The following is a 24,663-nucleotide window of genomic DNA, read 5'->3' as shown; positions in this document are numbered from 1 at the left end:
AGTAGGACAATTGCCGGCTTCACGTCACCATCAGCGACCTTGAATGGCCTTCCTTGCACTTGGTATTAACCACAAGACTGCTTCAGTAGACGTCCGCGAGCGCGTGGCCTTTACGCCTGAGCAGCTGGTTGAGGCCCTGCAGCAGCTCTGCCGACTGACCGACAGCCGCGAAGCCGCGATCCTCTCCACCTGCAACCGCAGCGAGCTTTATATAGAACAGGATCACGTTTCGGCCGATTCGGTACTGCGCTGGCTGGCCGGTTTTCACGACCTGAGCCTCGAAGAGCTGCGTGCCAGTGCCTATGTGCACGAAGACGATGCGGCCGTTCGTCACATGATGCGCGTGGCCTCGGGCCTCGATTCGCTGGTACTGGGCGAGCCGCAGATCCTCGGCCAGATGAAGTCGGCCTACGCCGTGGCCCGCGAGGCCGGAACCGTTGGCCCGCTGCTGGGGCGGCTGTTCCAGGCCACGTTCAACGCCGCCAAGCAGGTGCGCACCGACACCGCCATCGGCGAGAACCCGGTGTCCGTGGCGTTTGCCGCCGTCAGCCTGGCGAAACAGATTTTCAGCGACCTGCAACGCAGCCAGGCGCTGCTGATCGGCGCCGGCGAGACCATCACCCTGGTCGCCCGCCATCTTCACGACCTGGGGGTCAAGCGCATCGTCGTCGCCAACCGGACCCTGGAGCGCGCCAGTATCCTGGCCGAACAGTTCGGCGCCCACGCGGTGCTGCTGTCGGACATTCCCGCCGAGCTTGTGCACAGCGACATTGTCATCAGCTCCACCGCCAGCCAATTGCCGATCCTGGGCAAGGGCGCGGTGGAAAGCGCCCTGAAGCTGCGCAAGCACAAACCGATCTTCATGGTCGACATCGCCGTTCCACGGGACATCGAACCGGAAGTCGGCGAGCTGGACGACGTTTACCTCTACAGCGTCGACGACCTGCACGAGGTGGTGGCCGAGAACCTCAAGAGTCGGCAGGGCGCGGCCCAGGCGGCGGAAGAGATGATCACCGTCGGCGCCGAGGACTTCATGGTGCGCCTGCGCGAGCTGGCGGCGGTGGATGTGCTCAAGGCGTACCGTCAGCAGAGCGAACGCCTGCGCGACGAAGAACTGCAAAAGGCCCAGCGCCTGCTGGCCAACGGCGGCAGTGCCGAAGAGGTGTTGGTGCAACTGGCGCGCGGCCTGACCAACAAACTGCTCCACGCCCCCAGTGTCCAGCTCAAGAAGCTGACCGCCGAGGGCCGTCTCGATGCGCTGGCCATGGCCCAGGAACTGTTTGCCCTCGGTGAGGGTTCACCGGATAGCTTTTCGGATAAAAAAACGCAATGAAAGCGTCACTGCTCAACAAGCTGGACATTCTCCAGGACCGCTTCGAAGAACTGACCGCCTTGTTGGGCGACGGCGAAGTCATTTCCGACCAGAACAAATTCCGCGCCTATTCCAAGGAGTACGCGGAGGTCGAGCCGATTGTCGTGGCTTATAAGCAGTTGCTCAAGGTGCAGGGCGACCTTGAAAGCGCCCAGGCGCTGCTCAAGGACAGCGACCCGGACCTGCGGGAAATGGCGGTGGAGGAAGTCCGCGAGGCCAAGGAACAGTTGGTCGAGCTGGAAAGCCGCCTGCAACGCATGCTGTTGCCCAAGGACCCGAACGACGGGCGCAACGTGTTCCTGGAGATTCGCGCCGGCACCGGTGGTGACGAAGCGGCGATCTTTTCCGGCGACCTGTTCCGCATGTATTCGCGTTACGCCGAACGGCGCGGCTGGCGCGTGGAGATCCTCTCGGAAAACGAAGGCGAACACGGCGGCTATAAGGAAGTCATCGCCAGGGTCGAGGGCGACAACGTCTACGGCAAGCTCAAGTTCGAATCCGGCGCCCACCGCGTGCAACGCGTGCCGGCCACCGAATCCCAGGGCCGCATCCACACCTCGGCCTGTACCGTGGCGGTGTTGCCCGAGCCGGACGAGCAGGAAGCCATCGAGATCAACCCGGCGGACCTGCGGATCGACACCTACCGTTCTTCCGGGGCGGGCGGCCAGCACGTCAACAAGACCGACTCGGCGATCCGCATCACGCACTTGCCCTCGGGCATCGTGGTCGAGTGCCAGGAAGAGCGCTCCCAGCACAAGAACCGGGCGCGGGCCATGGCCTGGTTGTCGGCCAAGCTCAATGACCAGCAGACCAGCGCCGCCGCCAACGCCATCGCCAGCGAGCGAAAATTGCTGGTGGGCTCCGGGGATCGTTCCGAGCGGATCCGCACCTACAACTTCGCCCAGGGCCGGGTCACCGACCATCGCGTCAACCTGACCCTGTATTCCCTCGACGACATTCTTGCCGGCGGGGTCGATGCGGTCATCGAGCCGTTGCTGGCCGAGTACCAGGCCGACCAGTTGGCGGCGATTGGCGATTAAGCACAGGTGAACACATGACCATCATCGCCAGTTTGTTACGCGCCGCCGAGTTGCCGGATTCACCCACGCCGCGCCTGGATACCGAGTTGTTGCTGGCGGCTGCGCTGGGCAAGTCCCGCAGCTTCCTGCACACCTGGCCCGAGCGGATCGTGCCGAGCGAAGCCGCGCTGCTGTTCTCCGAATACCTGCGCCGCCGCCGTTCCGGCGAGCCGGTGGCCTACATCCTTGGGCAACAGGGCTTCTGGAAGCTCGACCTGGAAGTCGCCCCCCATACATTGATCCCGCGTCCCGACACCGAACTGCTGGTGGAAACCGCGCTGGCCTTGTTGCCGGCCGCACCGGCGCGGGTCCTCGACCTCGGCACCGGCAGCGGCGCCATCGCCCTGGCATTGGCCAGCGAGCGCCCGGCCTGGCAGGTGACGGCGGTAGACCGGGTGCTGGAGGCCGTGGCCCTGGCCGAGCGCAATCGCCAGCGCCTGGACCTGCGCAACGTCACGGTGCTGAGCAGCCACTGGTTCAGTGCGCTGGAAGGCGAGCGGTTCGGGCTGATCATCAGCAACCCCCCCTACATTGCCGCCACCGATCCGCACCTGGCCGAAGGCGACGTGCGTTTCGAGCCGGCCAGTGCGCTGGTGGCCGGCCAGGACGGGCTGGATGACCTGCGCGACATCATTGCCCAGGCACCGGCCCATCTCGAACCCGGCGGCTGGCTGATGCTCGAGCATGGGTACGACCAGGCCGCGGCGGTGCGAGACCTGTTGCAGGCCCAAGGCTTGCGCGAGGTCCACAGCCGCAAGGACCTGGGCGGCCATGAACGCATCAGCCTGGGGTGCCTGCCGTGCTGAACGATCAGGAATTATTGCGCTACAGCCGGCAGATCCTGCTGCAACACGTCGACATCGACGGTCAGTTGCGCCTCAAGCAGAGCCGTGTATTGATCGTCGGCCTTGGCGGTCTCGGCGCACCGGTGGCGCTGTACCTGGCGGCCGCCGGCGTTGGCGAACTGCACTTGGCGGATTTCGACACGGTTGACCTGACCAACCTGCAACGCCAGGTCATCCACGACACCGACAGCGTCGGTCTGGGCAAGGTCGACTCGGCGATGCGGCGCCTGGCGGCGATCAATCCCGAGGTTCGATTGGTGCCGCACCGGGCAGCGATGGATGCCGACAGCCTGGCCGCCGCGGTCGCGACCGTGGATCTGGTGCTCGACTGCTCCGACAATTTTTCCACCCGCGAAGCGGTGAACGCCGCCTGTGTCGCGGCAGGCAAGCCCCTGGTGAGCGGCGCGGCGATTCGCCTGGAAGGGCAGTTGTCGGTCTTCGACCCACGGCGCGCCGAAAGCCCTTGCTACCACTGCCTCTACGGCCACGGCAGCGAGGCCGAGCTGACGTGCAGCGAAGCCGGGGTGCTGGGGCCCCTGGTCGGGCTGGTCGGCAGCCTGCAGGCCCTTGAAGCCTTGAAGCTGCTGGTGGGCTTTGGCGAGCCGCTGGTGGGTCGCTTGCTGCTGATCGATGCCCTGGGCTCGCGGTTTCGCGAACTGCGGGTCAAGCGCGATCCCGGTTGCAGCGTCTGCGGTGGCCGTCATGAGTGAAGCGCCGGTCGGCGTGATGGACTCCGGTGTTGGCGGGCTCTCGGTGCTGGGGGAGATCCGGCGGCTGTTGCCCAATGAATCCCTGCTCTACGTTGGCGACTGTGGGCATATTCCCTACGGCGAGAAGAGCCCGGAATACATTCGCCAGCGCTGCGCGGTCATTGCGGACTTTCTCCTGGGCCAAGGCGCGAAGGCACTGGTGGTGGCCTGCAACACTGCAACGGTGGCGGCGGTGGCCGACCTGCGTCGCGACTTCCCGCAGTGGCCCATCGTTGGCATGGAGCCGGCGGTCAAGCCGGCGGCGGCCGCCACCCGCAGCGGCATCGTCGGTGTGCTGGCCACCACGGGCACCTTGCAGAGCGCCAAGTTCGCGGCGCTGCTCGACCGCTTTGCCGCCGATGTGCGGGTCATCACCCAGCCGTGCCCGGGGCTGGTGGAAATGATCGAGGCGGGGGACTTGCACAGCCCGGCCCTGCGTCAACTGTTGCAACACTACGTCGAGCCGTTGCTCGCCGCCGGATGCGACACATTGATCCTGGGCTGCACCCACTATCCATTCCTCAAGCCGCTGCTCCAGGAAATGATTGCGCCGCACATCAGCCTGATCGACACCGGTGCCGCCGTGGCCCGTCAGCTCCAGCGCCTGCTGGCGGATCGGGCGCTGCTGGCCGAAGGGCCGCCCAGCGAAACTCAATTCTGGAGTAGCGCAGACCCGACACATTTAGGAAAAATCCTACCAATGCTATGGCAATCGTCTGGCGTTGTGCGAAGCTTCGGCCTGTAAGAAAATGTGAAAATTCTGTAAAAAGTGCTGAACTTCTGCTTCAGCGCGGATTTCTATAGCTTTGTCTGTTTGTAACAAAAAACTAACTACTAAGTCTGTTCGGAAAAGGATGTTTCTAATGAAGCGCTTATTCTGCTTTGCCGCGCTTGCGGCTGCACTACTGGGGCACACCTACACCGCACAGGCGGCTGGCGTGGAGTTTGGCATTGGCCAGACCAGCGATTCGACCATGACGTATCGTTTGGGGATGCAATTCGATTGGGATAAAAGCTGGTTGCAGAGCGATGTCGGCCGTCTGACCGGCTACTGGAGCGGTGCCTACACCTATTGGGAAGGTGACGAGACTTCCAGCAACCACAGCCTGTCGTTCTCGCCGGTATTCGTTTATGAATTCGCCGGTGAAAATGTGAAGCCTTACATCGAGGCAGGTGTCGGCGTTGCGTTGTTTGCCAACACTGAAGTGGAGAGCAACAAGCTCGGCACGGCATTCCAGTTTGAAGACCGTATCGGCCTCGGCCTGCGCTTCAATGGCGGGCATGAAGTGGGCATTCGCGCCACGCATTACTCCAACGCTGGCATCAAGTCGACCAACGACGGTGTGGAAAGCTTCGCGCTTCACTACACAATGCCGCTGTAACGTCATACCGCAAGACCCTCACTGTGGACGCGAGCTTGCTCGCGAAGAGGTTGAATCAGGCACCGTCAGGGTGCCTGGCGAATCCTCTTCGCGGGCAGGCCCGCTGCCACAGGTTTATTGCAGATAAGTCTGTCCTAGCGATACGCCGTCGCAATTGCCTTGCGCTCTTCAATGCACTCCGGTGCGCCCATCTCGAACTCGCGGCAGATCAGTGGGCGTTTCTCGTAGATCGTGCACATCATGCTGTCGCGGTCCAAGGCTGCGCACCAGCCGTCGTCGAGCCGCCGCATAACTTCCCCGCCCCAATCATCGGTGTCGATGAAACGCTCCGGCACCCCGGTGTCAGTGATCAGCATCACTTCCAACTGGCAGCAGCATGCCGCACACGTCGAACACGTGACGGCGGGTGTGGCGATGTCATGGAGGGGGATGGTTTTCATGCGCGCAGTGTAAGGCAACCGGGGTGCTCAGGGTTGACCCTTGATCGGCGACCGGTTCGTCGAGTCCCCGGGGGCGGCCTGGGCCTGACGGTCGTTGGCGGCAGTCGATAGCGGCCAGAGTGACGACACGGACGAGACCGAGAGTGTCACTTCGGCCGGGCGTTCTGCCAATTGACCGAGCAGGTAGGTCGCGGCATCGCCTGCCGACCAATGGGCCGGCTTGGGGAAACAGTCGTCGACGCTCAGTGACGCACTGTCGACCCCTGGAGTGACCAGCGTCACGTCGGTCCCCTCGGCGACCAATGTCTGGCGAGCCGTCTCGAACAGTTCGCGCAACGAACTGCCACCGGCGGCTTGCAAGGACGTCAGGTAGGTCACGGGGCTGGTAAGGCCCACCAGATGCGGATCGCTGCCAGCGCCCAGCAATGGCCGGGCCGTCTCGATGCAGAAGCTGGCGGCCAGCAGGTTGCTGCGCACGATGTGCTCGATCATCGTCTGTTCCAAGGGCTGCCCGTGGACGTATTCGGCGGTCCCGGCGTTTAGGATCACCCGGTCCAGGGCGCCCCATTGCCGGGCGATTGTCTCGCCGATCTCGCGTACGGTCTGGCTGTCACTGAGGTTGCCGGGCACGGCGAGGACTTGTCCTGGATAACGGGCCGAAAGGGCTTCGCACGCTTGTGCCGAGCAGGCACTGACTGCCACGCGGGCGCCGGTTTCGAGTATCGCTTCGGCCAATGCAGCGCCAATGCCGTTGCCGGCACCGGTCAACCAATACCGAGGGAGCGAACTTCGATCCATTCCATACTCCTTTTTTCGAAAGGCCGCGTGCTGGTTGATAGGGGGTCTCGCGTGAAGTCCATGTGATTAGTAAGACTATAAGCCTGGGCCCTAAATAAACACTGTTTACGCCAATTATTTATGTTCGCTAATCGCACAGCGGCTAAACGGCAGTGTCCTGCCTTTTCGGCAGGTTCTTGAACGCTGCCAGGGCCCGCGCGCGGGACTGGCCAAGATCGACGATTGGCGCGGGATAGTCCACCGCGCTGAACAGATCGCCCCCGTTCCGGCGGTTTGGGTTATGGACCTGCTGGTTGTCCAGATCGTTCAGTTGCGGCAGCCAGTGCTTGATGAACCGCCCTTCAGAGTCGAACTTCTCCGACTGGCTCAACGGGTTGAAGATGCGGAACCAGGGGGACGCATCCGTGCCGGTGGACGCGCTCCACTGCCAGCCGCCGTTGTTGGCCGCCAAGTCGCCGTCGATCAGGTGCTGCATGAAGAAGCGCTCGCCTTCACGCCAGTCGATCAGCAGGTTCTTGGTCAGGAACATGGCGACGACCATGCGCAAGCGGTTGTGCATCCAGCCGGTTTCCAGCAATTGGCGCATGGCCGCGTCAATGATCGGCAGGCCGGTGCGGGCCTGCTTCCAGGCGGCCAGTTCCTGCGGGGCGTCGCGCCAGGCCAAGGCTTCGGTTTCCAGACGAAACGCGCGATGGCGGGAGACGCGTGGGTAGCCCACCAGGATATGTTTATAGAACTCGCGCCAGAGCAGTTCATTGATCCAGGTGACCGCGCCGGCGCTGCCGCTCTCGAACTCGCCCCGGTTGGCTTGCAACGCAGCGTGCAGGCACTGGCGCGGCGAAACCACGCCGGCCACCAGGTAGGCCGACAGTTGGCTGGTGCCGGATTTGGCGGGAAAGTCCCGCTCGCTTTGGTAATAGTCGATCTGCTGGTCGACGAACGTATCGAGGCGCCGCCGGGCTTCCTGCTCACCGGCGGGCCAGAGTGCCCTCAGCGCCTGGCCGGGACGCTCGAAGCCTTCGACGTGCGTCGGCACCGGGTCACTGGCAATGCCGGTGGGGGCCTGGCGGACCGGTGCAGGCACCAGGCCCGGCAGCGAAAAGTGCAGACGGCTGTAGCACACCTTGCGGAACTGGCTGAACACCTGAAAGTAATTGCCGGTCTTGGTCAGTACGCTGCCGGGCTTGAACAGCACCTGGTCGAGGTGGCTGTGGAAGTCGATGCCTTCCCCGGCCAGGGCCTGGGCGACCTCGGCGTCGCGCCGGGTTTCGTTCAGGCCGTATTCCTCGTTGACGTGAACGGCGCTGATCTTCAATTCCCGGCACAGCGTGAGCAGCACCTGCGGCGCCTGGTCCCAGTGCGCAGCGGTGCGGATCAGCAAGGGAATGTTCAGGTTGTCCAGGCTTGCGCTCAGCGACGCGAGGTTGCGCAGCCAGAAATCGATCTTGCACGGGGCATCGTCATGGGCGCGCCATTGCTCTGGGCTCAGCAGGTACACCGCTACAACGGGGCCCTTGGCTGCGGCGGCCGCCAGGGCGGTGTTGTCGCGCAGACGCAGGTCACTGCGTAGCCAGATCAATTGCATGTTGTTTTCCATTCAAAGAAGTTCTCGGCGGCTCAGTTCGTGGTAGGCCGATAGCGGGTCTTCGGCCCAGGCCACGTCGATCGCCGACACACCGGTGGATAACCGCGCGTGGTGAATCGAAGCGGCCGGGCCGGCAATGATGATCGGGCAGGCGACACCGACCAGCAGCCGGGGCAGTTGCGACAGGTTGATGGCGTTGCTGGCGTACAGCAGCACGCCGCGAGCCCCGAGGCGCTCGACCGCCAGGGCCAGTTCGCCTGGCGGGATCGGACCGTCGAACACTTCCACCGGGCAATCGGCGCTGCTGACAAGCCAGGCGGTGAGCCACAGGTGCGGCTCCAGGACCTGGTCCGAATGGTTGACCAACAGCAACGGCGCGCCGCGCAACTGGCGGTTGTTGTGGTAGATGCGGCTGCCGAATTTGCTGCGCAGCCACGAGTGCAGGAAGACCCGTTCCAACTGCGCCCCGAACTGGCCCTGCCAGCGCAACTGCAGGTCGGCCAATAACGGCAACAGCAATTGCTCGCACACGGTCCGGGGCGGGTAGAGGGCCATGGCCTGGTTGACCAGGTCGTCGATCTGCCGCTCGGCCAGTTGCGTCACCGCCTGCACCAGGGCGTGACGCTGGCGTTGCCAGTCGTTTTCCAACGGTTCGACGGCCGGCTGCGGGGTGTCGAGCAAGGGCTTGATCTTGCTGACGGCCACGCCGCGGTTGATCCAGGTGAGGATGCTCTGGATCTGCTGGACATGCTCGGCGTTGAACAGTCGGTGGCCCTTGGGTGTGCGGTGCGGCACGATCAAGCCGTAGCGACGCTCCCAGGCACGCAACGTGACGGCGTTGACGCCGGTTTGCCGGGCGACTTCACGGATCGGCAGCCAGCCTTGCGCCAAGGCTTCGGCGAAATCCGTCCCGAGGTCTTCGCTGGCACTGGAATCGGTTGGGCGCTTCATCAGATGGCGTTTCGCAGGCTGAGGTTTTCCGGGTGCGGTTGCAGGTAGACCTGCTGCGCCAGGTACGGGTCGGGATGCAGGCGCAAGTGATGCTTGAGCAGGGTCAGCGGCACCACCAGGGGCACGATGCCGAGGCGATACTGCCCGATGAGGTGCTGCACCTCCTGTTTGTCCTCCGTGCCGATGGCCCGCTTGAGGTAACCGCTCAGGTGTTGCAGCACGTTGGTGTGGGTGCGGCGGGTGGCGCATTTTTTCAGGGCGCTCATCAGCGCGCTGAAGTAACGTCGGCCCAGTTCATCGGGGTCTTCCTTGCCCATGTTGCCCAGCCAATTGCCCAGGGCTTTGTATTGCGCCGGGTTGTGGGCCATCAGCAGGTATTTGTGGCGCGAATGGAAGTCGATCAGGTCGCGGCGGGTCAGGCCCCGGCGACGCAAGGGCTGCCAGGCGGCATAGGCGAACACCCGTGTGAGGAAGTTCTCCCGCAGCACGGGGTCGTTGAGGCGACCGTCTTCTTCCACCGGCAAGTCGGGATGGCGTTCGCAGAAGGCCTGGGCGTAGACACCGCGCCCGCCACCGTCCTGAGGCGCCCCGTTGGGGGCGTAGACCTTGACCCGTTCCAAGCCGCAGGATGGGGATTTCTGCATGAAGATGTAGCCGCAGATGTCATCCAGCTCCCCGGCCATCTGCCGCCCGTAATCGGCCAGCGGTTGCGTGACGTCGAGCTCGCGATTGACCGTGCCCACCGCATTTGGCGCTGTGGGGTTGCCTACCAGGCGGATAGGCTCACGGGGGATGCCCAGGCCGATGGCGACTTCGGGGCACACCGGCACGAAATCGAAGTAATCGACCAGGGTGCGACTGCACAACGACGATTGCTTGTGCCCGCCGTTGTAGCGCACTTCGGCGCCCATGAGGCAGGCACTGATGGCGATTTTTGGTTTGGCGACGGCTTCGTTGGGCATGGGCACCTCGGATGACATAATCTTGTACAGGTAATGAAATTTGTACAATATGTTTCATCATAGAGGTGAAGTTGTACAAGTCAAACGGTTTTGCCGACCTGAGGGCAGCCAGGCGTCTTCGTACGTGTGCGAGCGAGCTCGCGATAGCGTGGACCTGCCAACAGCATTATCGGCTTGAGAACCGCTTTCGCGAGCAGGCGGGCATGGGCGATGTTTTTTCAAAGAGGAGCTGCTGTCCGTTTCGACAGCAGCGAGCAGGGCGGGTGAGGCGGTTTACTGCAGGCTGGCGTGCAAGCGACGGGCGGCTTCCTGGCCGCTGAGCCAGGCCCCTTCGACCCGGCCGGACAGGCACCAGTCGCCGCACACGTACAGGCCCAGGTCGGCATCGGCCAGGGCGCCCCATTCATGGCTGCCGGCGGGGCGGGCGTAGAGCCAGCGGTGGGCCACGCTGAAGTGCGGGGCGGGCATGGCGCTGTGCAACAGTTCGGCGAAGGCGCCGTGCAGGTGCTCGATCACGGCTTCCTTGGACAGGTCGATGTGTTGCCGACTCCAGTCGCTGGTGGCGTGCAGCACCCAGGTGTCGAGCGTGCTGTCGCGCCCCGGTTTACTGCGGTTGCGGGCCAGCCAGTCGAGGGGGCTGTCTTGTACGAAGCAGCCTTCCATGGGGGTGTCCAGCGGCGTTTCGAAGGCCAGGGCCACCGCCCAGGTCGGGTCCATTTTCACGCCGGCCGCCACGCCGGCCAGCTTCGGTACGGCCGCTAGCAGTGCGGTGGCCTGGGGCGCCGGGGTGGCGATCACCACCTGGCCGAAGGGGCCGTGGGTGAAGCCTTCGGCGTCCTGCAGATGCCAATGTTCCTGGCCGCGATACACCTCGGTGATCCGGCAGGAAAACTGCACTTGCAGCGTGCCGAGCAGGGCCCGGGTAATGGCGCTCATACGGGGCGTGCCGACCCAGCGGGTCTGCTCGTCCGGCGAGGGGCTCAGTTGCCCGCCTTGGAAATTGTAGAGTTGCGGGTTCCATTCCGCGGCCCAGCCGTTGGCTTGCCAGCGCTGCACTTCCGTGACGAAGCGCCGGTCGCGGGCGGTGAAGTACTGGGCGCCCATGTCCAGCGCGCCGGCGTCGCTGCGCTTGCTGGACATGCGTCCGCCGCTGCCATGGCTTTTATCGAAGAGTTGAACGATGTGCCCGGCCTCCGTCAGGGCCTGGGCGGCTGAGAGTCCGGCGATGCCGGTGCCGATGATTGCGATAGGTACAGTCATGAGGGCCTCGTTTACCTTTTCTGTACAGACTACGCCGTCGTTTAAACCTGTACAATTCGGGTTTTTGGTATAAGTTTTACCGTTCGCGTTCGGATAGGTTGTCCTATTGTTAAACACAGACCCTGTCCGATACGAAAAATCCCTGCTTATAAAAATAGACTAGTGGGCTGGGTAAAACGCGATGCGAGGAACATCTCATGCACATATTGCTGACCGGCGGTACTGGTTTGATCGGGCGTCAGCTCTGCCGCCTGTGGTTGGGACAGGGGCATCGCTTGACGGTCTGGAGTCGTCGCCCCGAAGAGGTGGCGAAAATCTGCGGGGCGCAGGTCAAGGGCATCGCCCGGCTCGATGACATCGTCGAGCCCGTGGACGCCGTGGTGAACCTGGCCGGTGCGCCGATTGGCGACCGTCCCTGGACCCACAAGCGCAAGATGTTGCTGTGGAGCAGTCGCATCACCCTGACCGAAGTATTGCTGGCGTGGCTGGAACGTTGCGAGCAGAAACCGCGGGTGCTGGTGTCCGGTTCCGCCGTGGGCTGGTATGGCGATGGTGGCGAACGCGAGTTGACCGAGGCTTGCGGGCCGGTGAGCGAGGATTTCGCCAGCCAGTTGTGCATCGCCTGGGAAGAAACCGCGCAACGTGCCGAGGCCCTGGGCCTGCGCGTGGTGCTGGTGCGGACCGGCCTGGTGCTGTCCGCCGAGGGCGGCCTTTTGTCGCGGCTGTCGCTGCCGTTCAAACTGGCGCTGGGCGGGCGAATCGGCAATGGTAGGCAGTGGATGCCATGGATTCATATCGACGATCAAATCGCCCTGATTGATTTTCTTCTGCACCAGGACGACGCCAGCGGTCCTTATAATGCCTGCGCGCCGAACCCGGTGCGCAATCGCGATTTCGCCAAGGCCCTGGGTCGCGCGTTGCACCGGCCAGCCGTGGTGCCGATGCCGGAGCTTGCGTTGAAAGTCATGCTGGGGGAGTTGTCATTGCTGTTGCTGGGCGGGCAGCGCGCCACGCCGGCCCGATTGCAGGCGGCAGGTTTCACATTCCGCTTCACCGATTTACCCGCGGCCCTGGATGACTTGTCCAGCCGCCTTTGAAATAGGACGTTGCATGACCGATCACGCGTTGCTGCTGGTTAATCTGGGTTCGCCTGCTTCCACCTCGGTGGCCGATGTGCGCCGTTACCTCAATCAATTCCTGATGGACCCATATGTCATCGACCTGCCGTGGCCGGTGCGCCGCTTGCTGGTGTCGCTGATCCTGGTCAAGCGCCCCGAGCAGTCGGCGCACGCCTACGCATCGATCTGGTGGGACGAGGGCTCGCCGCTGGTGGTGCTCAGCCGCCGCCTGCAACGAGCCATGACCGCCCAGTGGACCCAAGGCCCGGTGGAACTGGCGATGCGGTACGGCGAGCCGTCCATCGAGTCGACGCTGGTGCGCCTGGCGAGCCAGGGGCACCAGAAGATCACGTTGGCGCCGTTGTATCCGCAGTTCGCCGACAGCACTGTCACCACGGTGGTCGAGGAAGCCAGGCGAGTGGTGCGGGAAAACAAGCTCAACGTGCAGTTCTCGGTCTTGCAGCCGTTCTACGACCAGCCGGAATACCTCGACGCCCTGGTCGCCAGCGCCAAGCCTTACCTGATGCAGGATCACGATCATCTGCTGTTGAGTTTCCACGGCTTGCCGGAGCGGCACCTGACCAAGCTCGACCCGACGGGGTTTCATTGCTTCAAGGACGCCGACTGCTGCAAGAACGCTCCACCGGAGGTCATTGCGACCTGCTACCGCGCCCAGTGCATCCGCACTGCCGAGCTGTTTGCCCAGCAGATGGGGCTCAAGCAAGGGCGGTGGTCCGTGTCGTTCCAGTCCCGCCTTGGCCGCGCCAAGTGGATCGAACCCTACACCGAAGCGCGCCTGGAAGAACTGGCCAAAAGTGGCGTGAAGAAAGTGCTGGTGATGTGCCCGGCGTTCGTGGCCGATTGCATCGAGACTTTGGAAGAGATCGGTGATCGTGGGCGCGAGCAATTCCGCGAGGCGGGTGGGGAGGAGTTGGTGCTGGTGCCCTGCCTCAATGACGATCCGCAGTGGGCGAAGGCATTGAGCACTCTGTGTGAGCGGGCGCCGATGGCGCTATAAAATTCAAGGGCGCTTTCGCGAGCAAGCCCGCTTCCACAGTGGATGTTGGATGGTCACAGAATGTGTGTACACCCGAGGTCCACTGTGGGAGCGGGCTTGCTCGCGAAGAGGCCCGACCCGACAGCACATCTATCAGATCAGCGGCTCATCCGGTTTCTTGTGCTTCCAGCCGTCATTGCCCGGCAGCAGCAGGTTCAGCGCAATCGCCACCACCGCGCACAGCGCGATGCCTTTGAGGCCGAAGTCGTCCGGGCCGGTGCCGGTGCCCACCAGCACGCCGCCGATGCCGAATACCAGGGTCACCGACACGATCACCAGGTTACGCGCTTCGCCCAGGTCGATCTTGTGGCGGATCAGCGTGTTCATGCCCACCGCCGCAATCGAACCGAACAACAGGCAGAGGATCCCGCCCATCACCGGCACCGGGATGCTTTGCAGCAGTGCGCCGAACTTGCCGATGAACGCCAGGCTGATGGCGAAGATGGCCGCCCAGGTCATGATCTTCGGGTTGTAGTTCTTGGTCAGCATCACCGCGCCGGTGACTTCGGCGTAGGTGGTGTTGGGCGGGCCGCCGAAGAGGCCGGCTGCGGTGGTGGCGATGCCGTCACCGAACAGGGTGCGATGCAGGCCTGGCTTTTTCAGGTAGTCGCGACCGGTCACGCTGCCCACGGCGATCACGCCGCCGATGTGCTCGATGGCCGGCGCCAGGGCCACCGGGACGATGAACAGGATCGCCTGCCAGTTGAACGCCGGCGCGGTGAAGTTCGGCAGGGCGAACCAAGGCGCGGCGGCGATTTTCGCGGTGTCCACGACACCAAAGAAAAAGGCCATGGCAAAGCCCACCAGCACGCCGGAAATGATCGGCACCAGGCGGAAGATGCCTTTGCCGAACACCGCGACGACCAGGGTGGTGAGCAGGGCGGGCATCGAAATCATCATCGCCGTCTGGTAGTGGATCAGTTCGGTGCCGTCGCCGGCCTTGCCCATCGCCATGTTCGCGGCAATCGGCGCCATCGCCAGGCCAATGGAAATGATCACCGGACCGATGACCACCGGCGGTAGCAGGCGGTCGATGAAGCCGGTGCCCTTGATCTTCACCGCCAGGCCCAGGAAGGTGTAGACGAAGCCGGCCGCCATCACACCGCCCATGGTCGCCGCCAGGCCGAACTGGCCCTTGGCAAGGATGATCGGGGTGATGAAGGCAAAGCTCGACGCCAGGAACACCGGCACCTGGCGCCCGGTGACGACCTGGAACAGGATCGTGCCCAGGCCCGCGGTGAACAGCGCCACGTTCGGATCCAGCCCGGTGATCAATGGCATCAGCACCAGCGCGCCGAAGGCGACGAACAGCATCTGCGCGCCGGACAGTACCTGGCGCCAGAGCGGATCGTTGAACTCATCCTGCATGCTCAGGCGTCCTTCTGCTTGGTGCCGAAGATCTTGTCGCCGGCATCGCCCAGGCCCGGGATGATGTAGCCATGTTCATTGAGCTTGTGGTCGATGGACGCGGTGTAGATGGTCACGTCGGGGTGCGCATCCTGCACGGCCTGGATGCCTTCGGGCGCGGCCACCAGCACCATCGCGCGAATGTCCCGGCAACCGGCTTTTTTCAGCAGGTCGATGGTGGCGACCATGGAACTGCCGGTGGCGAGCATCGGGTCGATGATCATGGCCAGGCGTTCGTCGATTTCCGGTACCAGTTTTTCCAGGTAGGTGTGGGCCTGCAACGTTTCTTCATTGCGCGCCACGCCCACGGCGCTGACCTTGGCGCCCGGGATCAGGCTCAGCACGCCCTCGAGCATGCCGATACCGGCGCGCAGGATCGGCACCACGGTGATTTTCTTGCCGGCGATTTTCTCGACCTGGACCTTGCCGGCCCAACCGTCGATTTCATAGGACTCCAGGGGCAGGTCCTTGGTGGCTTCGTAGGTGAGCAGGGCACCGACTTCCTGGGCAAGCTCCCGGAAGTTCTTCGTGCTAATGTCGGCGCGGCGCATCAGGCCGAGTTTGTGTCTGATCAGCGGATGGCGGATCTCGAGGATGGGCATGGGGAAGGCTCCGGCGGCGGGCAAAAAAACCGGCCTAGATTAATCTATCCGAGGGTGTTGTCCTATAGACAATACAGAACGTTAGTCCACAAACGCTTGATCTGGCCGGACGGGATGCGTACCTTTGCCCGCTTTTCTGAACCTCCCGCCCCCTCAACCCCCTTGGAGAGCGCCATGTCCGCTGATCTCGAGCATATCCGTCAAATCATGCGAGAGGCTGACTGCCTGTACACCGAAGCCGAAGTCGAAGCGGCGATCGCCCGTGTCGGCGCGCAGATCAACCAGCAACTGGCCGAGTCCAACCCGGTGGTGTTCTGCGTCATGAACGGCGGGCTGATTTTCTCCGGCAAGCTGCTGACCTACCTGAACTTCCCGCTGGAGGCGTCCTACCTGCACGCCACCCGTTATCGCAACGAGACCAGCGGCGGCGACCTGTTCTGGAAGGCCAAGCCGGAAGTCTCGTTCATCGACCGCGACGTGCTGATCATCGACGACATTCTCGACGAAGGTCACACCCTCGGCGCCATCATCGACTTCTGCAAGCATGCCGGCGCCCGTGCGGTGCACACCGCTGTGCTGATCGACAAGGACCACGACCGCAAGGCCCGTCCGGACCTGAAGGCCGATTTCGTCGGCCTGCCGTGCATCGACCGCTACATCTTCGGTTACGGCATGGACTACAAAGGCTACTGGCGCAACGCGAACGGTATTTTTGCGGTCAAGGGGATGTAATCGATGACCCGGCCGAGCTTCCTGGATCAAGCGTTGTTTGATGAAGTGGCCGGGAAAGCCGCCGCCAGCGCGCGTGGGCGGCAGCACCACAACTTTCATCAGATGGACGAACCTTGCCATCGCATGGCGGTAGGCTTGCAGCCTTCGACGTACATCCCTCCGCACCGCCACCTGAGTGCCGACAAGGCGGAAACCCTGCTGGTGCTTAAAGGGCGGCTGGGGGTGTTGATCTTCGATGAAGACGGTGCGGTGGTGGACAAGCGCATCCTGCAGGCCGGCGGCGATTGCCTGGGCGTCGACCTGCCGGTTGGCGTGTATCACGGCCTGGTGGTGCTGGAAGCCGACAGCCTGATGTTCGAATGCAAGGCCGGTCCCTACCGCCCGGTGGGCGACGGCGAACTGGCCCACTGGGCACCCCGCGAGGGCGAGCCGGGCGTGGCTGAGTACCAGGCATGGATGCGGGCGCAGTTCGACTGAGCACCGCATCGGGCACCGGCTGCGGAGGTTCTGTGGCGAGGGAGCTTGCTCCCGCTGGGCTGCGAAGCGGCCCCTCCTGGAGCAGGCGCCTGGGTGTGTCAGGCACACCGCATTGCCTGCGGAGGTTCTGTGGCGAGGGAGCTTGCTCCCGCTGGGCTGCGAAGCGGCCCCTCCTGGAGCAGGCGCCTGGGTGTGTCAGGCACACCGCATTGATCTTTTTTGGGCCTGCTGCGCAGTCCAACGGGGATAAATCCCCTCGCCACAGGAGTTTTGTGTGAGCTTGCTTTCGTGGCGAGGGAGCTTGCTCCCGCAGGGCTGCGAAGCGGCCCCCCCTGGAGCAGGCGCCTGGGTGTGTCAGGCACACCGCATTGATCTTTTTTGGGCCTGCTACGCAGTCCAACGGGGATAAATCCCCTCGCCACAGGAGTTTTGTGTGAGCTTGTTTTCGTGGCGAGGGAGCTTGCTCCCGCTGGGCTGCGAAGCGGCCCCCCTGGAACTGACGCCTGGGTGTGTCAGTCAGACCGCATTGATCTTTTTGGGCCTGCTGCGCAGTCCAGCGGGAGCAAGCTCCCTCGCCACGGTGTGGTTGCCCATTATCCAACAAGGCAAAAGAGGGGGCTGTGGCGAGTGCTTTTGTGGCGAGGGGATTTATCCCCGCTGGGCTGCGAAGCGGCCCCCTGGAACTGAAGCCTGGGGGTGTCAGGCAGACCGCATTGATCTTTTTTGGGCCTGCTGCGCAGTCCAACGGGGATAAATCCCCTCGCCACAGGAGTTTTGTGTGAGCTTGCTTTCGTGGCGAGGGAGCTTGCTCCCGCTGGGCTGCGAAGCGGCCCCCTTCGCCACAGGTCAGGCGCAGTGGGCTTGCAGCCAGCGCTCACTCTTGATCCGCGCTTGCTCCAGCGTTTTCACATAAGCCAGTTGGCGCTGCTCGCGATGGATGCCGGCGCGGCGCAGTTTCAGGCGTACCCGCGGCGCGGTCGCCACCAGGATCAGGCCGATGCCTCGCTTGCGGTAATCCTTCAGGATGTTTTCAAACGCGGCCAGCGCGGTCATGTCCAGCATCGGCACGGCACTCATCTCCACGATCACCACCCGAACCCCCGGGTCGAAACGGCGTAGCACATCCAGGGCTTTTTCGGCGGCGCCGAAGAACAGCGGCCCGCGGATGCCATAGCAGCGCACATGCTCGGGCATGTCTTGCAACGCCTGGTGGAAGTGGCGGGGCAGTTCGGCGCTGTCGGTCAGTTCACTCATGCGCTTGATGAACAACCCGGCGGCCAGCAACAGACCGACCGCGACGGCCAGCACCATGTCGAACAGCACCGTCAGGCCCAGGCAGGTCAGCAGCACCAGCACGTCGCTGCGCGGGGCGATGCGCAGGGTGTGCAGCACATGCCCGGCTTCGCTCATGTTCCAGGCAACCATGACCAGCAATGCCGCCAGCGCGGCCATGGGCAAGTAGCTGAACAGCGGTGCCAGCAGCACCATCGCCAGCAGCACCACCAGGCTGTGGATGATCGCGGCCAACGGTGACGACGCGCCGCTGCGCACATTGGTGGCGCTGCGGGCAATCGCGGCGGTGGCGGTGATGCCGCCGAACAGCGGCGCCACCAGATTGCCCAGGCCTTGGCCTATCAGCTCGGCATTGGGGTCGTGCTTGCTGCCGGTCATGCCGTCCGCCACCACGGCGCACAGCAGTGACTCGATGGCGCCGAGCATGGCGATGGCGAAGGCGGGGCCCAGCAACTGGCGGATCAGGTCATAGGAAAGGTTCAGGGGGTGGCCCTGGCCGTCCGGCAGATGCCAGGGCCAGTCGAAGCTTGGCAGAAACGGTGGGATGCCCGGGTAGGTGACGCCTTCCACCACGTAACCGAAGCGTTCGCCCAGTGTCGCGACCGGCAAGCCCCAGCGCTCCATCGCCAGCCCCAGCAGTGCGCCCACCAGCAAAGCGACCAGATGCCCGGGGACTTTCGGCACCCAGCGCGGCCAGATGATCAGGAGCGCCAGACAGGTGACGCCGATCAGGCTATCGCCCAGGCGGGCGCCGGGCAGGGCGATGAGCAGTTCGCCGAGCTGTTCCATGTAGTGCCGGGCCTGGCCGACGTTGCTCAGGCCCAGCAGGTCCTTGAGTTGCAACGTGGCGATGACCACGCCGATCCCGGCGGTAAAGCCCAGGATGACCGGGTAGGGAATGTACTGGATCAGCCGTCCGGCCCGCATCAGGCCCAGGGCGATCAGGATCAGGCCAGCCAGCATCGTGCACAACAGCAAGCCGCCCAGGCCGTATTGCTGGGTGATGGGCAACAGGATCACCACGAACGCCGCCGTCGGCCCGCTCACGTTGAAGCGCGAGCCACCGGTGAGGGCAATCAGCGGCGCCGCCACCAGCACGGTGTACAGGCCATGCTGCGGAGGCACGCCAACGGCGATCGCCAGGGCCATGGCCAGGGGGATGGCGATGATCCCGACGGTCAGCCCGGCCACCAGGTCGCCGCGCAGGCGCGCAAGGGTATAACCGGCCTGCCAGCTCTGGCGCCAGGCGGCAAACAATGGTGGGGCGGAGAAAGACATGAATACTCCTCGCAAGGGGGCTGGCACTGGCCCTCGCCACAAAGGCATGCACCGCTAGACCGGGGCTGATGGCTCTTTGAGTATGCCGTGCTCGTTGCGCGGATGTATTGATCTGGATCGTTATTTTTACCGTCCAGGCTCATGCTAGAGTGCCCGGCCAAGACCCCGGAGCTTGCCATGCCTGTCTCGATTCGCCGTTGCGCCGCTGTACTGCTGATATCCAGCCTGCCTTTGACGGCGATGGCCGCACCAATGCACAGCCAGTTCCTGCCCCCCGACGACCTGGTGGCGCGCCAGGAACAGCCCGAACAGCAGCAATTGCTGCAGGTCACCGACTATTCGGTGGTGCTGGGCAATCAGCGTCAATCCAATCAACAGCCGATCCCGGTCACTTCACCCTTGCTGGTGCGCCTCAAGGGCAAGCCACTGAATAAGGGCGCCAGCCTCAACCAGGTGATCCTCAACTTCGACGGCGAAAGCAAAAGCCTGAAGAAGCCGGTTTTCGACGAGGCCAGCAAGACCCTCACCCTGACTTATCCACAGGCCCAATACCGGGTGGTCATCGATCTGCTGCGCAACAACACCGTGTATGTGCAGTTCCTCACCTACGCCAATGGCCACATCTGGGCTGATCTGCACACCGGGGCCGAACGCTCGCGTTGAGCCTCGGGGCCTGCCGGGGGTAAACTGCCCGCCCCGTGAATCGTGCGAGTTGGAGCCGGCAATGCGTAAAGACAAGAAACAGGTGATTGGTGACGAGATTGGCGACGAACAGATCAAGCTGTTCCTCAATTTCGAACCGGTCGATGCCACTTCGCCGTCGCTGCACAAACTGATCAAGGGCTACCGTGGCCTGCGGGTCGATGATTTCGAGCGGTTCCTGACCTTCTTCGTCGAAGCCGGCTACGACCTCCATGGCAAGGATGAGCACGGCAACGACTTCGTGGCATTGGTCCAGGACCAGCGCAACGCCGAGGAATACATCGAATTGATCGAGAAGGCGCGTGGCTGATTGATCATGGGCCTGCTTCGCAGGCCAGCGGGAGCAAGCGCCCTCGCCACAAAACGTCACCCATAAAAAACGCCCCGCTCTCATGGAGAACGGGGCGTTTTTTATGGGGCGAGCCTCAAGCGTAGCTTTGGGTCTCGCTGCTTTGCTCGACCAGCTCCAGCGCGACGTTGTTCTGCGCGTTGATCTTGCGATACAGCGCCGCGTCGGTTTCCAGCACTTTTTCCCGGGCCGGGAAGATTTCCGCGAGCTTGGTGGCCCACTCGCCCTTGGCCTTGTCCGGGAAGCAGCGCTCGATCAGTTCCAGCATGATCGAAACGGTCACCGAAGCACCTGGCGATGCGCCGAGCAGGGCGGCGAGGGTGCCGTCCTTGGCCGCCACCAGCTCGGTGCCGAACTGCAGGATGCCGCCTTTCTTCGGGTCTTTCTTGATGATCTGCACCCGCTGGCCGGCCACTTCCAGGCGCCAGTCCTCGGCTTTCGCCTCGGGGTAGAAGCGCCGCAGCGATTCCAGGCGTTGTTCCATGGATTGCATCACTTCGCTGATCAAGTACTTGGTCAGGTCCATGTTGTCGCGGGCCACGGCCAGCATCGGACCGATGTTGCCGGCCCGTACCGACAGCGGCAGGTCCATGATCGAACCGTGCTTGAGGAACTTGGTGGTGAAGCCGGCGTAGGGCCCGAACAGCAGGGATTTCTTGCCATCGACCACGCGGGTGTCCAGGTGCGGCACCGACATGGGCGGCGAGCCGACCGCGGCCTGGCTGTAGACCTTGGCCTGGTGGTGCTTGACCACGTCCGGGTTGTCGCAGCGCAGCCACTGGCCGCTGACCGGGAAGCCGCCGAAGCCCTTGCTTTCCTCGATGCCCGAGGCTTGCAGCAGCGGCAAGGCCGCGCCGCCGGCGCCCAGGAAGACGAACTTGGCGTCGACTTCGCGGGTGCTGCCGGAATTGACGTCCTTGATGCTCACGGTCCAGCCACTGCCCTTGCGCTTGAGGCCGGTGACGCGCTTGCAATACTTGACCTGGGTGTCCGGTGCGCTGGTCAGGTGCTTGAGCAACTGGTTGGTCAGGGCGCCGAAGTTGACGTCGGTGCCGTTCATGACGCGGGTGGCGGCGATGACCTCATCGGCTGGCCGGCCCGGCATCATCAGCGGCATCCACTCGGCCATCACGGCCTTGTCCTCGGTGTATTCCATGTCGGCGAAGGCATGGTGCTTGCTCAGCAGCTCGAAGCGCTTCTTGAGAAACGACACGCCTTTTTCACCCTGGACGAAGCTCAGGTGCGGTACCGGGGCGATGAACGACTTGGAAGAACCGAACGTGCCCTTTTTGGTCAGGTACGTCCAGAACTGCTTCGACACCTCGAACTGGGTGTTGATGTGCACGGCTTTCTTGATGTCGACACTGCCATCGGCTGCCTGGGGCGTGTAGTTGAGCTCACACAGCCCGGCGTGGCCGGTACCGGCGTTGTTCCAGGGGTTGGAACTCTCCGCGGCACCGGAATCCATCAGCTCGACGACTTCCAGCGAGATCGCGGGGTCGAGCTCCTTGAGCAGTACGGCCAGGGTGGCACTCATGATGCCGGCCCCTACCAGAACTACATCGACTGCTTCGTTATGCGCCATTTAACGCGTCTCCAAAATCTGCAGCACCAAATTGTCGGCATAGCGGCCAGGATTGGCGGGGCAGGTGGTGGTGCCCCAGGTACCCATGGCCAGGATCGCCATGTCCGAATCTTCGCAATTTTTCGCAACTACTGCGGATGCATGCAGCCTGGCCTTACAGAGTCACATGAACTCATTTAAGCGCCGGGCAGGCAATTCGACTTATGGCCGAGACATCCGTTAGCGCAACCAAATCCGTAGCGGACAGGCTTCAGGCAGCGGTTCTTGAGCGATATCCGGTCCTGTATCGTTGGGCTGTTTCAGACGCTAATGGTGCTTGTTCAGACGCAAAACTCTTCATTTGCTCGCCACACTCTTGTGAAGTTGTGAAAACCCGTTTTTTCACGCTCTTTTGAAGACGTGAACCTCAAAAAAGGGCTGTCCCAGCCTGGCACCGCGCCCGGTTTGGTTGCCCCCATGTATTACATGACAGGCAAAACGGGCAGACAGCTCAGTGACCGAGCGTAATGACAGCTCTGCAGATGCGCGAAAAGTGGTCAATGGCTTGAGAAACAGCAAGCGCGCCAGCTTCACTCGATCTGTGTGGGCGGCTCTCTGTGGGCGGTGCGGGGTGCCAATACCTGCGCATCAGCGGCGTTGCGGGGCCCGATCAGGAGACGTCCTTATAATCGGGGGGAGATTGTATCGAAGAAACGCAGGGAAATGGTCGTGATTAATGACTTTTATTAGCCGTCCGGTCAGATGGTCAACAGTTGTCGGTTGCGTGCGCGAGCGCGCACCGGTTGCACGCGGGCGCTGGCGGGCAGTGGCTGGTGCAGCCAGTTGAGGCGGATCTCTTCGATTTCCACCCAACCTTCGCCCATGGGTTGCAGGCTGCATTGCTTGAACGCCTGGCAAAGGCCGTTGCGGTCCAGCAGGGCGAAGCTGCGGTGATGAGGGCGCGGTGTGAACAGGGAAATGAGCAAGCGCATGATCGGATACCGGGTCAGGGAGCTTGAGGCAAGCCTGACAGCGGGCCATGACATGGCGGTGTAAGGACCGTGACAATGGGGTGACAGGAACCGCGGTTACCGGCCCGTGTCAGACATTTGAGTATTCATCGTGCGGTGCTAGTTCCGAGGCCGAGCGCACCGCTATACTGCCGGCCTGTTCGTGCCCGATTCTGGAGAGAAGCGCATGTTGCAACGCCTGTTGTTCGGTTTGATCGCCGTGGCCAGTCTGACCCTCGTCGGCTGCGCCCACAGCCCGCAACAACTCAACCCCGAGCCCAAGCTCAACGCCCAACTGGCGCCCGTAGGACGTGGCCAGCCGGTGGTGGTACGGGTAGTGGACGGTCGTCCGTCGCCGACCCTCGGCACCCGTGGCGGGCTGTACCCGGAAACCAGCGTGATCACGGTGCAGGGCGCGCAAATCCTGCCCAAGCTGCAGGCCCAGGCTGAAGCCGCTGTCCGCCTGCTCGGCTTCACCCCGACCGCGAACGCTTTGAACGCGCCGCAACTGACCGTGACCCTGGCCGAACTCAAGTACCAGTCGCCCAAGGAAGGCATGTACGTGACCGAAGCCACCATCGGCGCGACCTTCCGCTCCGACGTGCAGAATGCCAACCGCCGCTACAGCGGTCGCTACGGTGCGTCGCTGGACCAGCGCTTCGGCATGGCGCCCAACCAGGACACCAACACCAAGCTGGTCAGCGATGTGTTGAGCGATGCCCTGACGCGTCTGTTCAAGGACCCGACCATTGGCCAGGTGCTGGCTGAGTAAAAGTCAACCATCCCCAATGTGGGAGCGAGCTTGCTCGCGATAGCGGCCTGTCAGTCAACAGATGTGTTGGTGTGCGGACGCTATCGCGAGCAAGCTCGCTCCCACAGGTGTTTTTGCAGGAGCGATTTCATGCCGCCTGTGAATACAACTCCAGCACACTGATCCCGGTCAGCAGGTCGGTCTCGGGCAGGTCGGCGTGCTGGTGGCCGCCGAGGGCGCAATACACCAGCCAGTGTCGGTCCTGCACATTGAAGGACAGGCTGTCGACGAGGTTCTGCTGTTCGTCGCTGGGGCTGATGAGGTAGAGGCGGTCCTGGTTTTCGGCGTGAAGCATGATGGGGTCCGGGCTGGTTTGAAGGGCGACAGGGTGGCTTATCCAGATGACGAAACCGTGACGGGGCAAATTAATCGGTCGCCCGGACCTTGCCCCCACAGGTCGGAAAAAACCGCCCAGGGCGGCAGGCTTTCGGTAGAATCCGCGCCCTGTTCGTAGGTCCCGGACGTGTCCTGTCCGTATTTCCGTTTGAGGTTCGTGATGTCGCTGCATCTGTTTTCGCTGTTCGCTGCCCACCCCGCCAAACTGATCAACCTGCTCGCGTTGCTGTTCGCCTGCCCGGGCGGTTGGGTGCTGCATGCGACGCGCCGCCGTGAGCAGCGGGCCCGAGCCTGCCTGCAAGCACGCAGCGGAAACGGTGAGGAGCGCTTCGAGGCGCTGCTGGACCTGGCGACCCAGCGCATGAACCGGTTCTTCTACCGGTTCGGTTTCGGTTGCCTGGCGCTGGCGTTGCTGGTGTCGTGGATCAGCACGCAGATTCACTGATCAGGTTATTGATGTAGGCGTTGTCTGTGGCGAGGGGATTTATCCCCGTTCGAGTGCGG

Annotated in this window: 26 protein-coding genes; 14 read left to right on the top strand and 12 right to left on the bottom strand. The window is 63.2% G+C overall.

Annotated features, from left to right (window positions below; genetic code table 11):
• Nucleotides 1–43 precede the first annotated feature (43 nt).
• The 6 genes from VM99_04480 to VM99_04455 all read left to right on the top strand — a co-directional run bounded on the left by VM99_04480 (nucleotide 44) and on the right by VM99_04455 (nucleotide 5,427).
• Nucleotides 44–1,333 (top strand): glutamyl-tRNA reductase, encoded by a 1,290-nt coding sequence (locus VM99_04480; GenBank protein AKJ97342.1) that lies wholly within the window; start codon nucleotides 44–46, stop codon nucleotides 1,331–1,333.
• Nucleotides 1,330–2,412, top strand: a complete 1,083-nt coding sequence (gene prfA / locus VM99_04475) for a peptide chain release factor 1 (GenBank protein ID AKJ97341.1) — start codon at nucleotides 1,330–1,332, stop codon at nucleotides 2,410–2,412. The genes VM99_04480 and prfA overlap by 4 nt, the downstream gene beginning before the upstream one ends.
• A 14-nt stretch (nucleotides 2,413–2,426) precedes the next feature.
• Nucleotides 2,427–3,257: an SAM-dependent methyltransferase gene (locus VM99_04470; GenBank protein ID AKJ97340.1), complete on the top strand. Its 831-nt coding sequence runs from the start codon at nucleotides 2,427–2,429 to the stop codon at nucleotides 3,255–3,257.
• A complete protein-coding gene (locus tag VM99_04465) occupies nucleotides 3,251–4,006 on the top strand; it encodes a molybdopterin-synthase adenylyltransferase (protein AKK01696.1) in 756 nt (251 codons plus the stop codon). The genes VM99_04470 and VM99_04465 overlap by 7 nt, the downstream gene beginning before the upstream one ends.
• Nucleotides 3,999–4,790 carry a glutamate racemase gene (locus VM99_04460; GenBank protein AKJ97339.1) on the top strand — a complete coding sequence of 264 codons (792 nt, stop codon included), beginning with the start codon at nucleotides 3,999–4,001 and terminating at the stop codon, nucleotides 4,788–4,790. Before VM99_04465 ends, VM99_04460 begins: the two co-directional genes overlap by 8 nt.
• Nucleotides 4,791–4,908: 118 nt before the next feature.
• Nucleotides 4,909–5,427 (top strand): lipid A 3-O-deacylase, encoded by a 519-nt coding sequence (locus tag VM99_04455; protein ID AKJ97338.1) that lies wholly within the window; start codon nucleotides 4,909–4,911, stop codon nucleotides 5,425–5,427.
• 134 nt (nucleotides 5,428–5,561) lie between these two features.
• On the opposite strand, the gene VM99_04450 is transcribed toward VM99_04455, so the two are convergent.
• The 6 genes from VM99_04450 to VM99_04425 form a co-directional block, all read right to left on the bottom strand.
• Nucleotides 5,562–5,867, bottom strand: coding sequence for a Fe-S-oxidoreductase (locus VM99_04450; GenBank protein ID AKJ97337.1), 306 nt, complete (start codon nucleotides 5,865–5,867; stop codon nucleotides 5,562–5,564).
• Nucleotides 5,868–5,894: 27 nt separating this feature from the next.
• Complete coding sequence (locus tag VM99_04445) at nucleotides 5,895–6,665, bottom strand: short-chain dehydrogenase (GenBank protein AKJ97336.1); 771 nt, start codon at nucleotides 6,663–6,665, stop codon at nucleotides 5,895–5,897.
• A 142-nt stretch (nucleotides 6,666–6,807) separates the two neighbouring features.
• The gene (locus tag VM99_04440) at nucleotides 6,808–8,250 is read right to left on the bottom strand and encodes a deoxyribodipyrimidine photolyase (protein AKK01695.1); all 1,443 of its coding nucleotides are present in this window, start codon (nucleotides 8,248–8,250) and stop codon (nucleotides 6,808–6,810) included.
• 12 nt (nucleotides 8,251–8,262) lie between these two features.
• Nucleotides 8,263–9,201, bottom strand: a complete 939-nt coding sequence (locus tag VM99_04435) for a MerR family transcriptional regulator (GenBank protein ID AKJ97335.1) — start codon at nucleotides 9,199–9,201, stop codon at nucleotides 8,263–8,265.
• Nucleotides 9,201–10,163 (bottom strand): membrane protein, encoded by a 963-nt coding sequence (locus VM99_04430; GenBank protein ID AKK01694.1) that lies wholly within the window; start codon nucleotides 10,161–10,163, stop codon nucleotides 9,201–9,203. The genes VM99_04435 and VM99_04430 overlap by 1 nt, the downstream gene beginning before the upstream one ends.
• A gap of 273 nt (nucleotides 10,164–10,436) precedes the next feature.
• Entirely contained in the window at nucleotides 10,437–11,423 is a 987-nt protein-coding gene (locus VM99_04425; protein AKJ97334.1) for an FAD-dependent oxidoreductase, read from the bottom strand.
• A gap of 197 nt (nucleotides 11,424–11,620) precedes the next feature.
• Here VM99_04425 and VM99_04420 point away from each other — a divergent pair, with 197 nt between their 5' ends.
• Entirely contained in the window at nucleotides 11,621–12,520 is a 900-nt protein-coding gene (locus tag VM99_04420) for an NAD-dependent dehydratase (GenBank protein AKJ97333.1), read from the top strand.
• Nucleotides 12,521–12,533: 13 nt separating this feature from the next.
• A complete protein-coding gene (locus VM99_04415) occupies nucleotides 12,534–13,559 on the top strand; it encodes a ferrochelatase (protein ID AKJ97332.1) in 1,026 nt (341 codons plus the stop codon).
• A gap of 132 nt (nucleotides 13,560–13,691) precedes the next feature.
• Here VM99_04415 and VM99_04410 read toward each other — a convergent pair whose 3' ends face one another.
• Nucleotides 13,692–14,966: a uracil transporter gene (locus VM99_04410; GenBank protein ID AKJ97331.1), complete on the bottom strand. Its 1,275-nt coding sequence runs from the start codon at nucleotides 14,964–14,966 to the stop codon at nucleotides 13,692–13,694.
• Between the two features lie 2 nt (nucleotides 14,967–14,968).
• Nucleotides 14,969–15,607 (bottom strand): uracil phosphoribosyltransferase, encoded by a 639-nt coding sequence (upp, locus tag VM99_04405; protein AKJ97330.1) that lies wholly within the window; start codon nucleotides 15,605–15,607, stop codon nucleotides 14,969–14,971.
• A 174-nt stretch (nucleotides 15,608–15,781) separates the two neighbouring features.
• Here upp and VM99_04400 point away from each other — a divergent pair, with 174 nt between their 5' ends.
• Nucleotides 15,782–16,339 (top strand): hypoxanthine-guanine phosphoribosyltransferase, encoded by a 558-nt coding sequence (locus VM99_04400; GenBank protein AKJ97329.1) that lies wholly within the window; start codon nucleotides 15,782–15,784, stop codon nucleotides 16,337–16,339.
• 3 nt (nucleotides 16,340–16,342) lie between these two features.
• Nucleotides 16,343–16,816, top strand: a complete 474-nt coding sequence (locus tag VM99_04395; GenBank protein ID AKJ97328.1) for a cupin — start codon at nucleotides 16,343–16,345, stop codon at nucleotides 16,814–16,816.
• Nucleotides 16,817–17,662: 846 nt separating this feature from the next.
• Here VM99_04395 and VM99_04390 read toward each other — a convergent pair.
• Nucleotides 17,663–19,387, bottom strand: coding sequence for a transporter (locus VM99_04390; GenBank protein AKJ97327.1), 1,725 nt, complete (start codon nucleotides 19,385–19,387; stop codon nucleotides 17,663–17,665).
• Between the two features lie 177 nt (nucleotides 19,388–19,564).
• On the opposite strand from VM99_04390, the gene VM99_04385 reads away from it, so the two are divergent.
• A complete protein-coding gene (locus VM99_04385) occupies nucleotides 19,565–20,050 on the top strand; it encodes a hypothetical protein (GenBank protein ID AKJ97326.1) in 486 nt (161 codons plus the stop codon).
• Nucleotides 20,051–20,111: 61 nt separating this feature from the next.
• A complete protein-coding gene (locus tag VM99_04380) occupies nucleotides 20,112–20,399 on the top strand; it encodes an aminopeptidase (GenBank protein ID AKJ97325.1) in 288 nt (95 codons plus the stop codon).
• Between the two features lie 115 nt (nucleotides 20,400–20,514).
• Here VM99_04380 and VM99_04375 read toward each other — a convergent pair whose 3' ends face one another.
• Nucleotides 20,515–22,023, bottom strand: a complete 1,509-nt coding sequence (locus VM99_04375; GenBank protein ID AKJ97324.1) for a malate:quinone oxidoreductase — start codon at nucleotides 22,021–22,023, stop codon at nucleotides 20,515–20,517.
• A 737-nt stretch (nucleotides 22,024–22,760) separates the two neighbouring features.
• Nucleotides 22,761–22,994 carry a hypothetical protein gene (locus tag VM99_04370; GenBank protein AKJ97323.1) on the bottom strand — a complete coding sequence of 78 codons (234 nt, stop codon included), beginning with the start codon at nucleotides 22,992–22,994 and terminating at the stop codon, nucleotides 22,761–22,763.
• A 205-nt stretch (nucleotides 22,995–23,199) separates the two neighbouring features.
• On the opposite strand from VM99_04370, the gene VM99_04365 reads away from it, so the two are divergent.
• The gene (locus tag VM99_04365; GenBank protein ID AKJ97322.1) at nucleotides 23,200–23,784 is read left to right on the top strand and encodes a lipoprotein; all 585 of its coding nucleotides are present in this window, start codon (nucleotides 23,200–23,202) and stop codon (nucleotides 23,782–23,784) included.
• 127 nt (nucleotides 23,785–23,911) lie between these two features.
• Here the strand turns inward: VM99_04365 and VM99_04360 are convergent, their stop codons facing one another.
• Complete coding sequence (locus VM99_04360; protein ID AKJ97321.1) at nucleotides 23,912–24,118, bottom strand: hypothetical protein; 207 nt, start codon at nucleotides 24,116–24,118, stop codon at nucleotides 23,912–23,914.
• 201 nt (nucleotides 24,119–24,319) lie between these two features.
• Between VM99_04360 and VM99_04355 the strand changes: the two genes are divergently transcribed.
• Nucleotides 24,320–24,604, top strand: coding sequence for a lipoprotein (locus VM99_04355; protein ID AKJ97320.1), 285 nt, complete (start codon nucleotides 24,320–24,322; stop codon nucleotides 24,602–24,604).
• The last annotated feature ends 59 nt before the right edge of the window (nucleotides 24,605–24,663 follow it).

The sequence above is a fragment of the Pseudomonas chlororaphis genome, assembly GCA_001023535.1.
Lineage (GTDB): Bacteria > Pseudomonadota > Gammaproteobacteria > Pseudomonadales > Pseudomonadaceae > Aquipseudomonas > Aquipseudomonas chlororaphis_E.
This window is presented reverse-complemented; position numbering and strand designations above follow the sequence as displayed.

Coding starts and splice junctions, on each gene's coding strand:
- VM99_04460 (AKJ97339.1), top strand. CDS start 3,999: ATGAGTGAAGCGCCGGTCGGCGTGATGGACTCCGGTGTTGGCGGGCTC.
- VM99_04450 (AKJ97337.1), bottom strand. CDS start 5,867: ATGAAAACCATCCCCCTCCATGACATCGCCACACCCGCCGTCACGTGT.
- VM99_04395 (AKJ97328.1), top strand. CDS start 16,343: ATGACCCGGCCGAGCTTCCTGGATCAAGCGTTGTTTGATGAAGTGGCC.
- VM99_04410 (AKJ97331.1), bottom strand. CDS start 14,966: ATGCAGGATGAGTTCAACGATCCGCTCTGGCGCCAGGTACTGTCCGGC.
- VM99_04390 (AKJ97327.1), bottom strand. CDS start 19,387: ATGTCTTTCTCCGCCCCACCATTGTTTGCCGCCTGGCGCCAGAGCTGG.
- VM99_04445 (AKJ97336.1), bottom strand. CDS start 6,665: ATGGATCGAAGTTCGCTCCCTCGGTATTGGTTGACCGGTGCCGGCAAC.
- upp (AKJ97330.1), bottom strand. CDS start 15,607: ATGCCCATCCTCGAGATCCGCCATCCGCTGATCAGACACAAACTCGGC.
- VM99_04470 (AKJ97340.1), top strand. CDS start 2,427: ATGACCATCATCGCCAGTTTGTTACGCGCCGCCGAGTTGCCGGATTCA.
- VM99_04370 (AKJ97323.1), bottom strand. CDS start 22,994: ATGCGCTTGCTCATTTCCCTGTTCACACCGCGCCCTCATCACCGCAGC.
- VM99_04360 (AKJ97321.1), bottom strand. CDS start 24,118: ATGCTTCACGCCGAAAACCAGGACCGCCTCTACCTCATCAGCCCCAGC.
- VM99_04355 (AKJ97320.1), top strand. CDS start 24,320: ATGTCGCTGCATCTGTTTTCGCTGTTCGCTGCCCACCCCGCCAAACTG.
- VM99_04430 (AKK01694.1), bottom strand. CDS start 10,163: ATGCCCAACGAAGCCGTCGCCAAACCAAAAATCGCCATCAGTGCCTGC.
- VM99_04480 (AKJ97342.1), top strand. CDS start 44: ATGGCCTTCCTTGCACTTGGTATTAACCACAAGACTGCTTCAGTAGAC.
- VM99_04400 (AKJ97329.1), top strand. CDS start 15,782: ATGTCCGCTGATCTCGAGCATATCCGTCAAATCATGCGAGAGGCTGAC.
- VM99_04380 (AKJ97325.1), top strand. CDS start 20,112: ATGCGTAAAGACAAGAAACAGGTGATTGGTGACGAGATTGGCGACGAA.
- VM99_04420 (AKJ97333.1), top strand. CDS start 11,621: ATGCACATATTGCTGACCGGCGGTACTGGTTTGATCGGGCGTCAGCTC.
- VM99_04365 (AKJ97322.1), top strand. CDS start 23,200: ATGTTGCAACGCCTGTTGTTCGGTTTGATCGCCGTGGCCAGTCTGACC.
- VM99_04455 (AKJ97338.1), top strand. CDS start 4,909: ATGAAGCGCTTATTCTGCTTTGCCGCGCTTGCGGCTGCACTACTGGGG.
- prfA (AKJ97341.1), top strand. CDS start 1,330: ATGAAAGCGTCACTGCTCAACAAGCTGGACATTCTCCAGGACCGCTTC.
- VM99_04440 (AKK01695.1), bottom strand. CDS start 8,250: ATGCAATTGATCTGGCTACGCAGTGACCTGCGTCTGCGCGACAACACC.
- VM99_04375 (AKJ97324.1), bottom strand. CDS start 22,023: ATGGCGCATAACGAAGCAGTCGATGTAGTTCTGGTAGGGGCCGGCATC.
- VM99_04385 (AKJ97326.1), top strand. CDS start 19,565: ATGCCTGTCTCGATTCGCCGTTGCGCCGCTGTACTGCTGATATCCAGC.
- VM99_04435 (AKJ97335.1), bottom strand. CDS start 9,201: ATGAAGCGCCCAACCGATTCCAGTGCCAGCGAAGACCTCGGGACGGAT.
- VM99_04425 (AKJ97334.1), bottom strand. CDS start 11,423: ATGACTGTACCTATCGCAATCATCGGCACCGGCATCGCCGGACTCTCA.
- VM99_04415 (AKJ97332.1), top strand. CDS start 12,534: ATGACCGATCACGCGTTGCTGCTGGTTAATCTGGGTTCGCCTGCTTCC.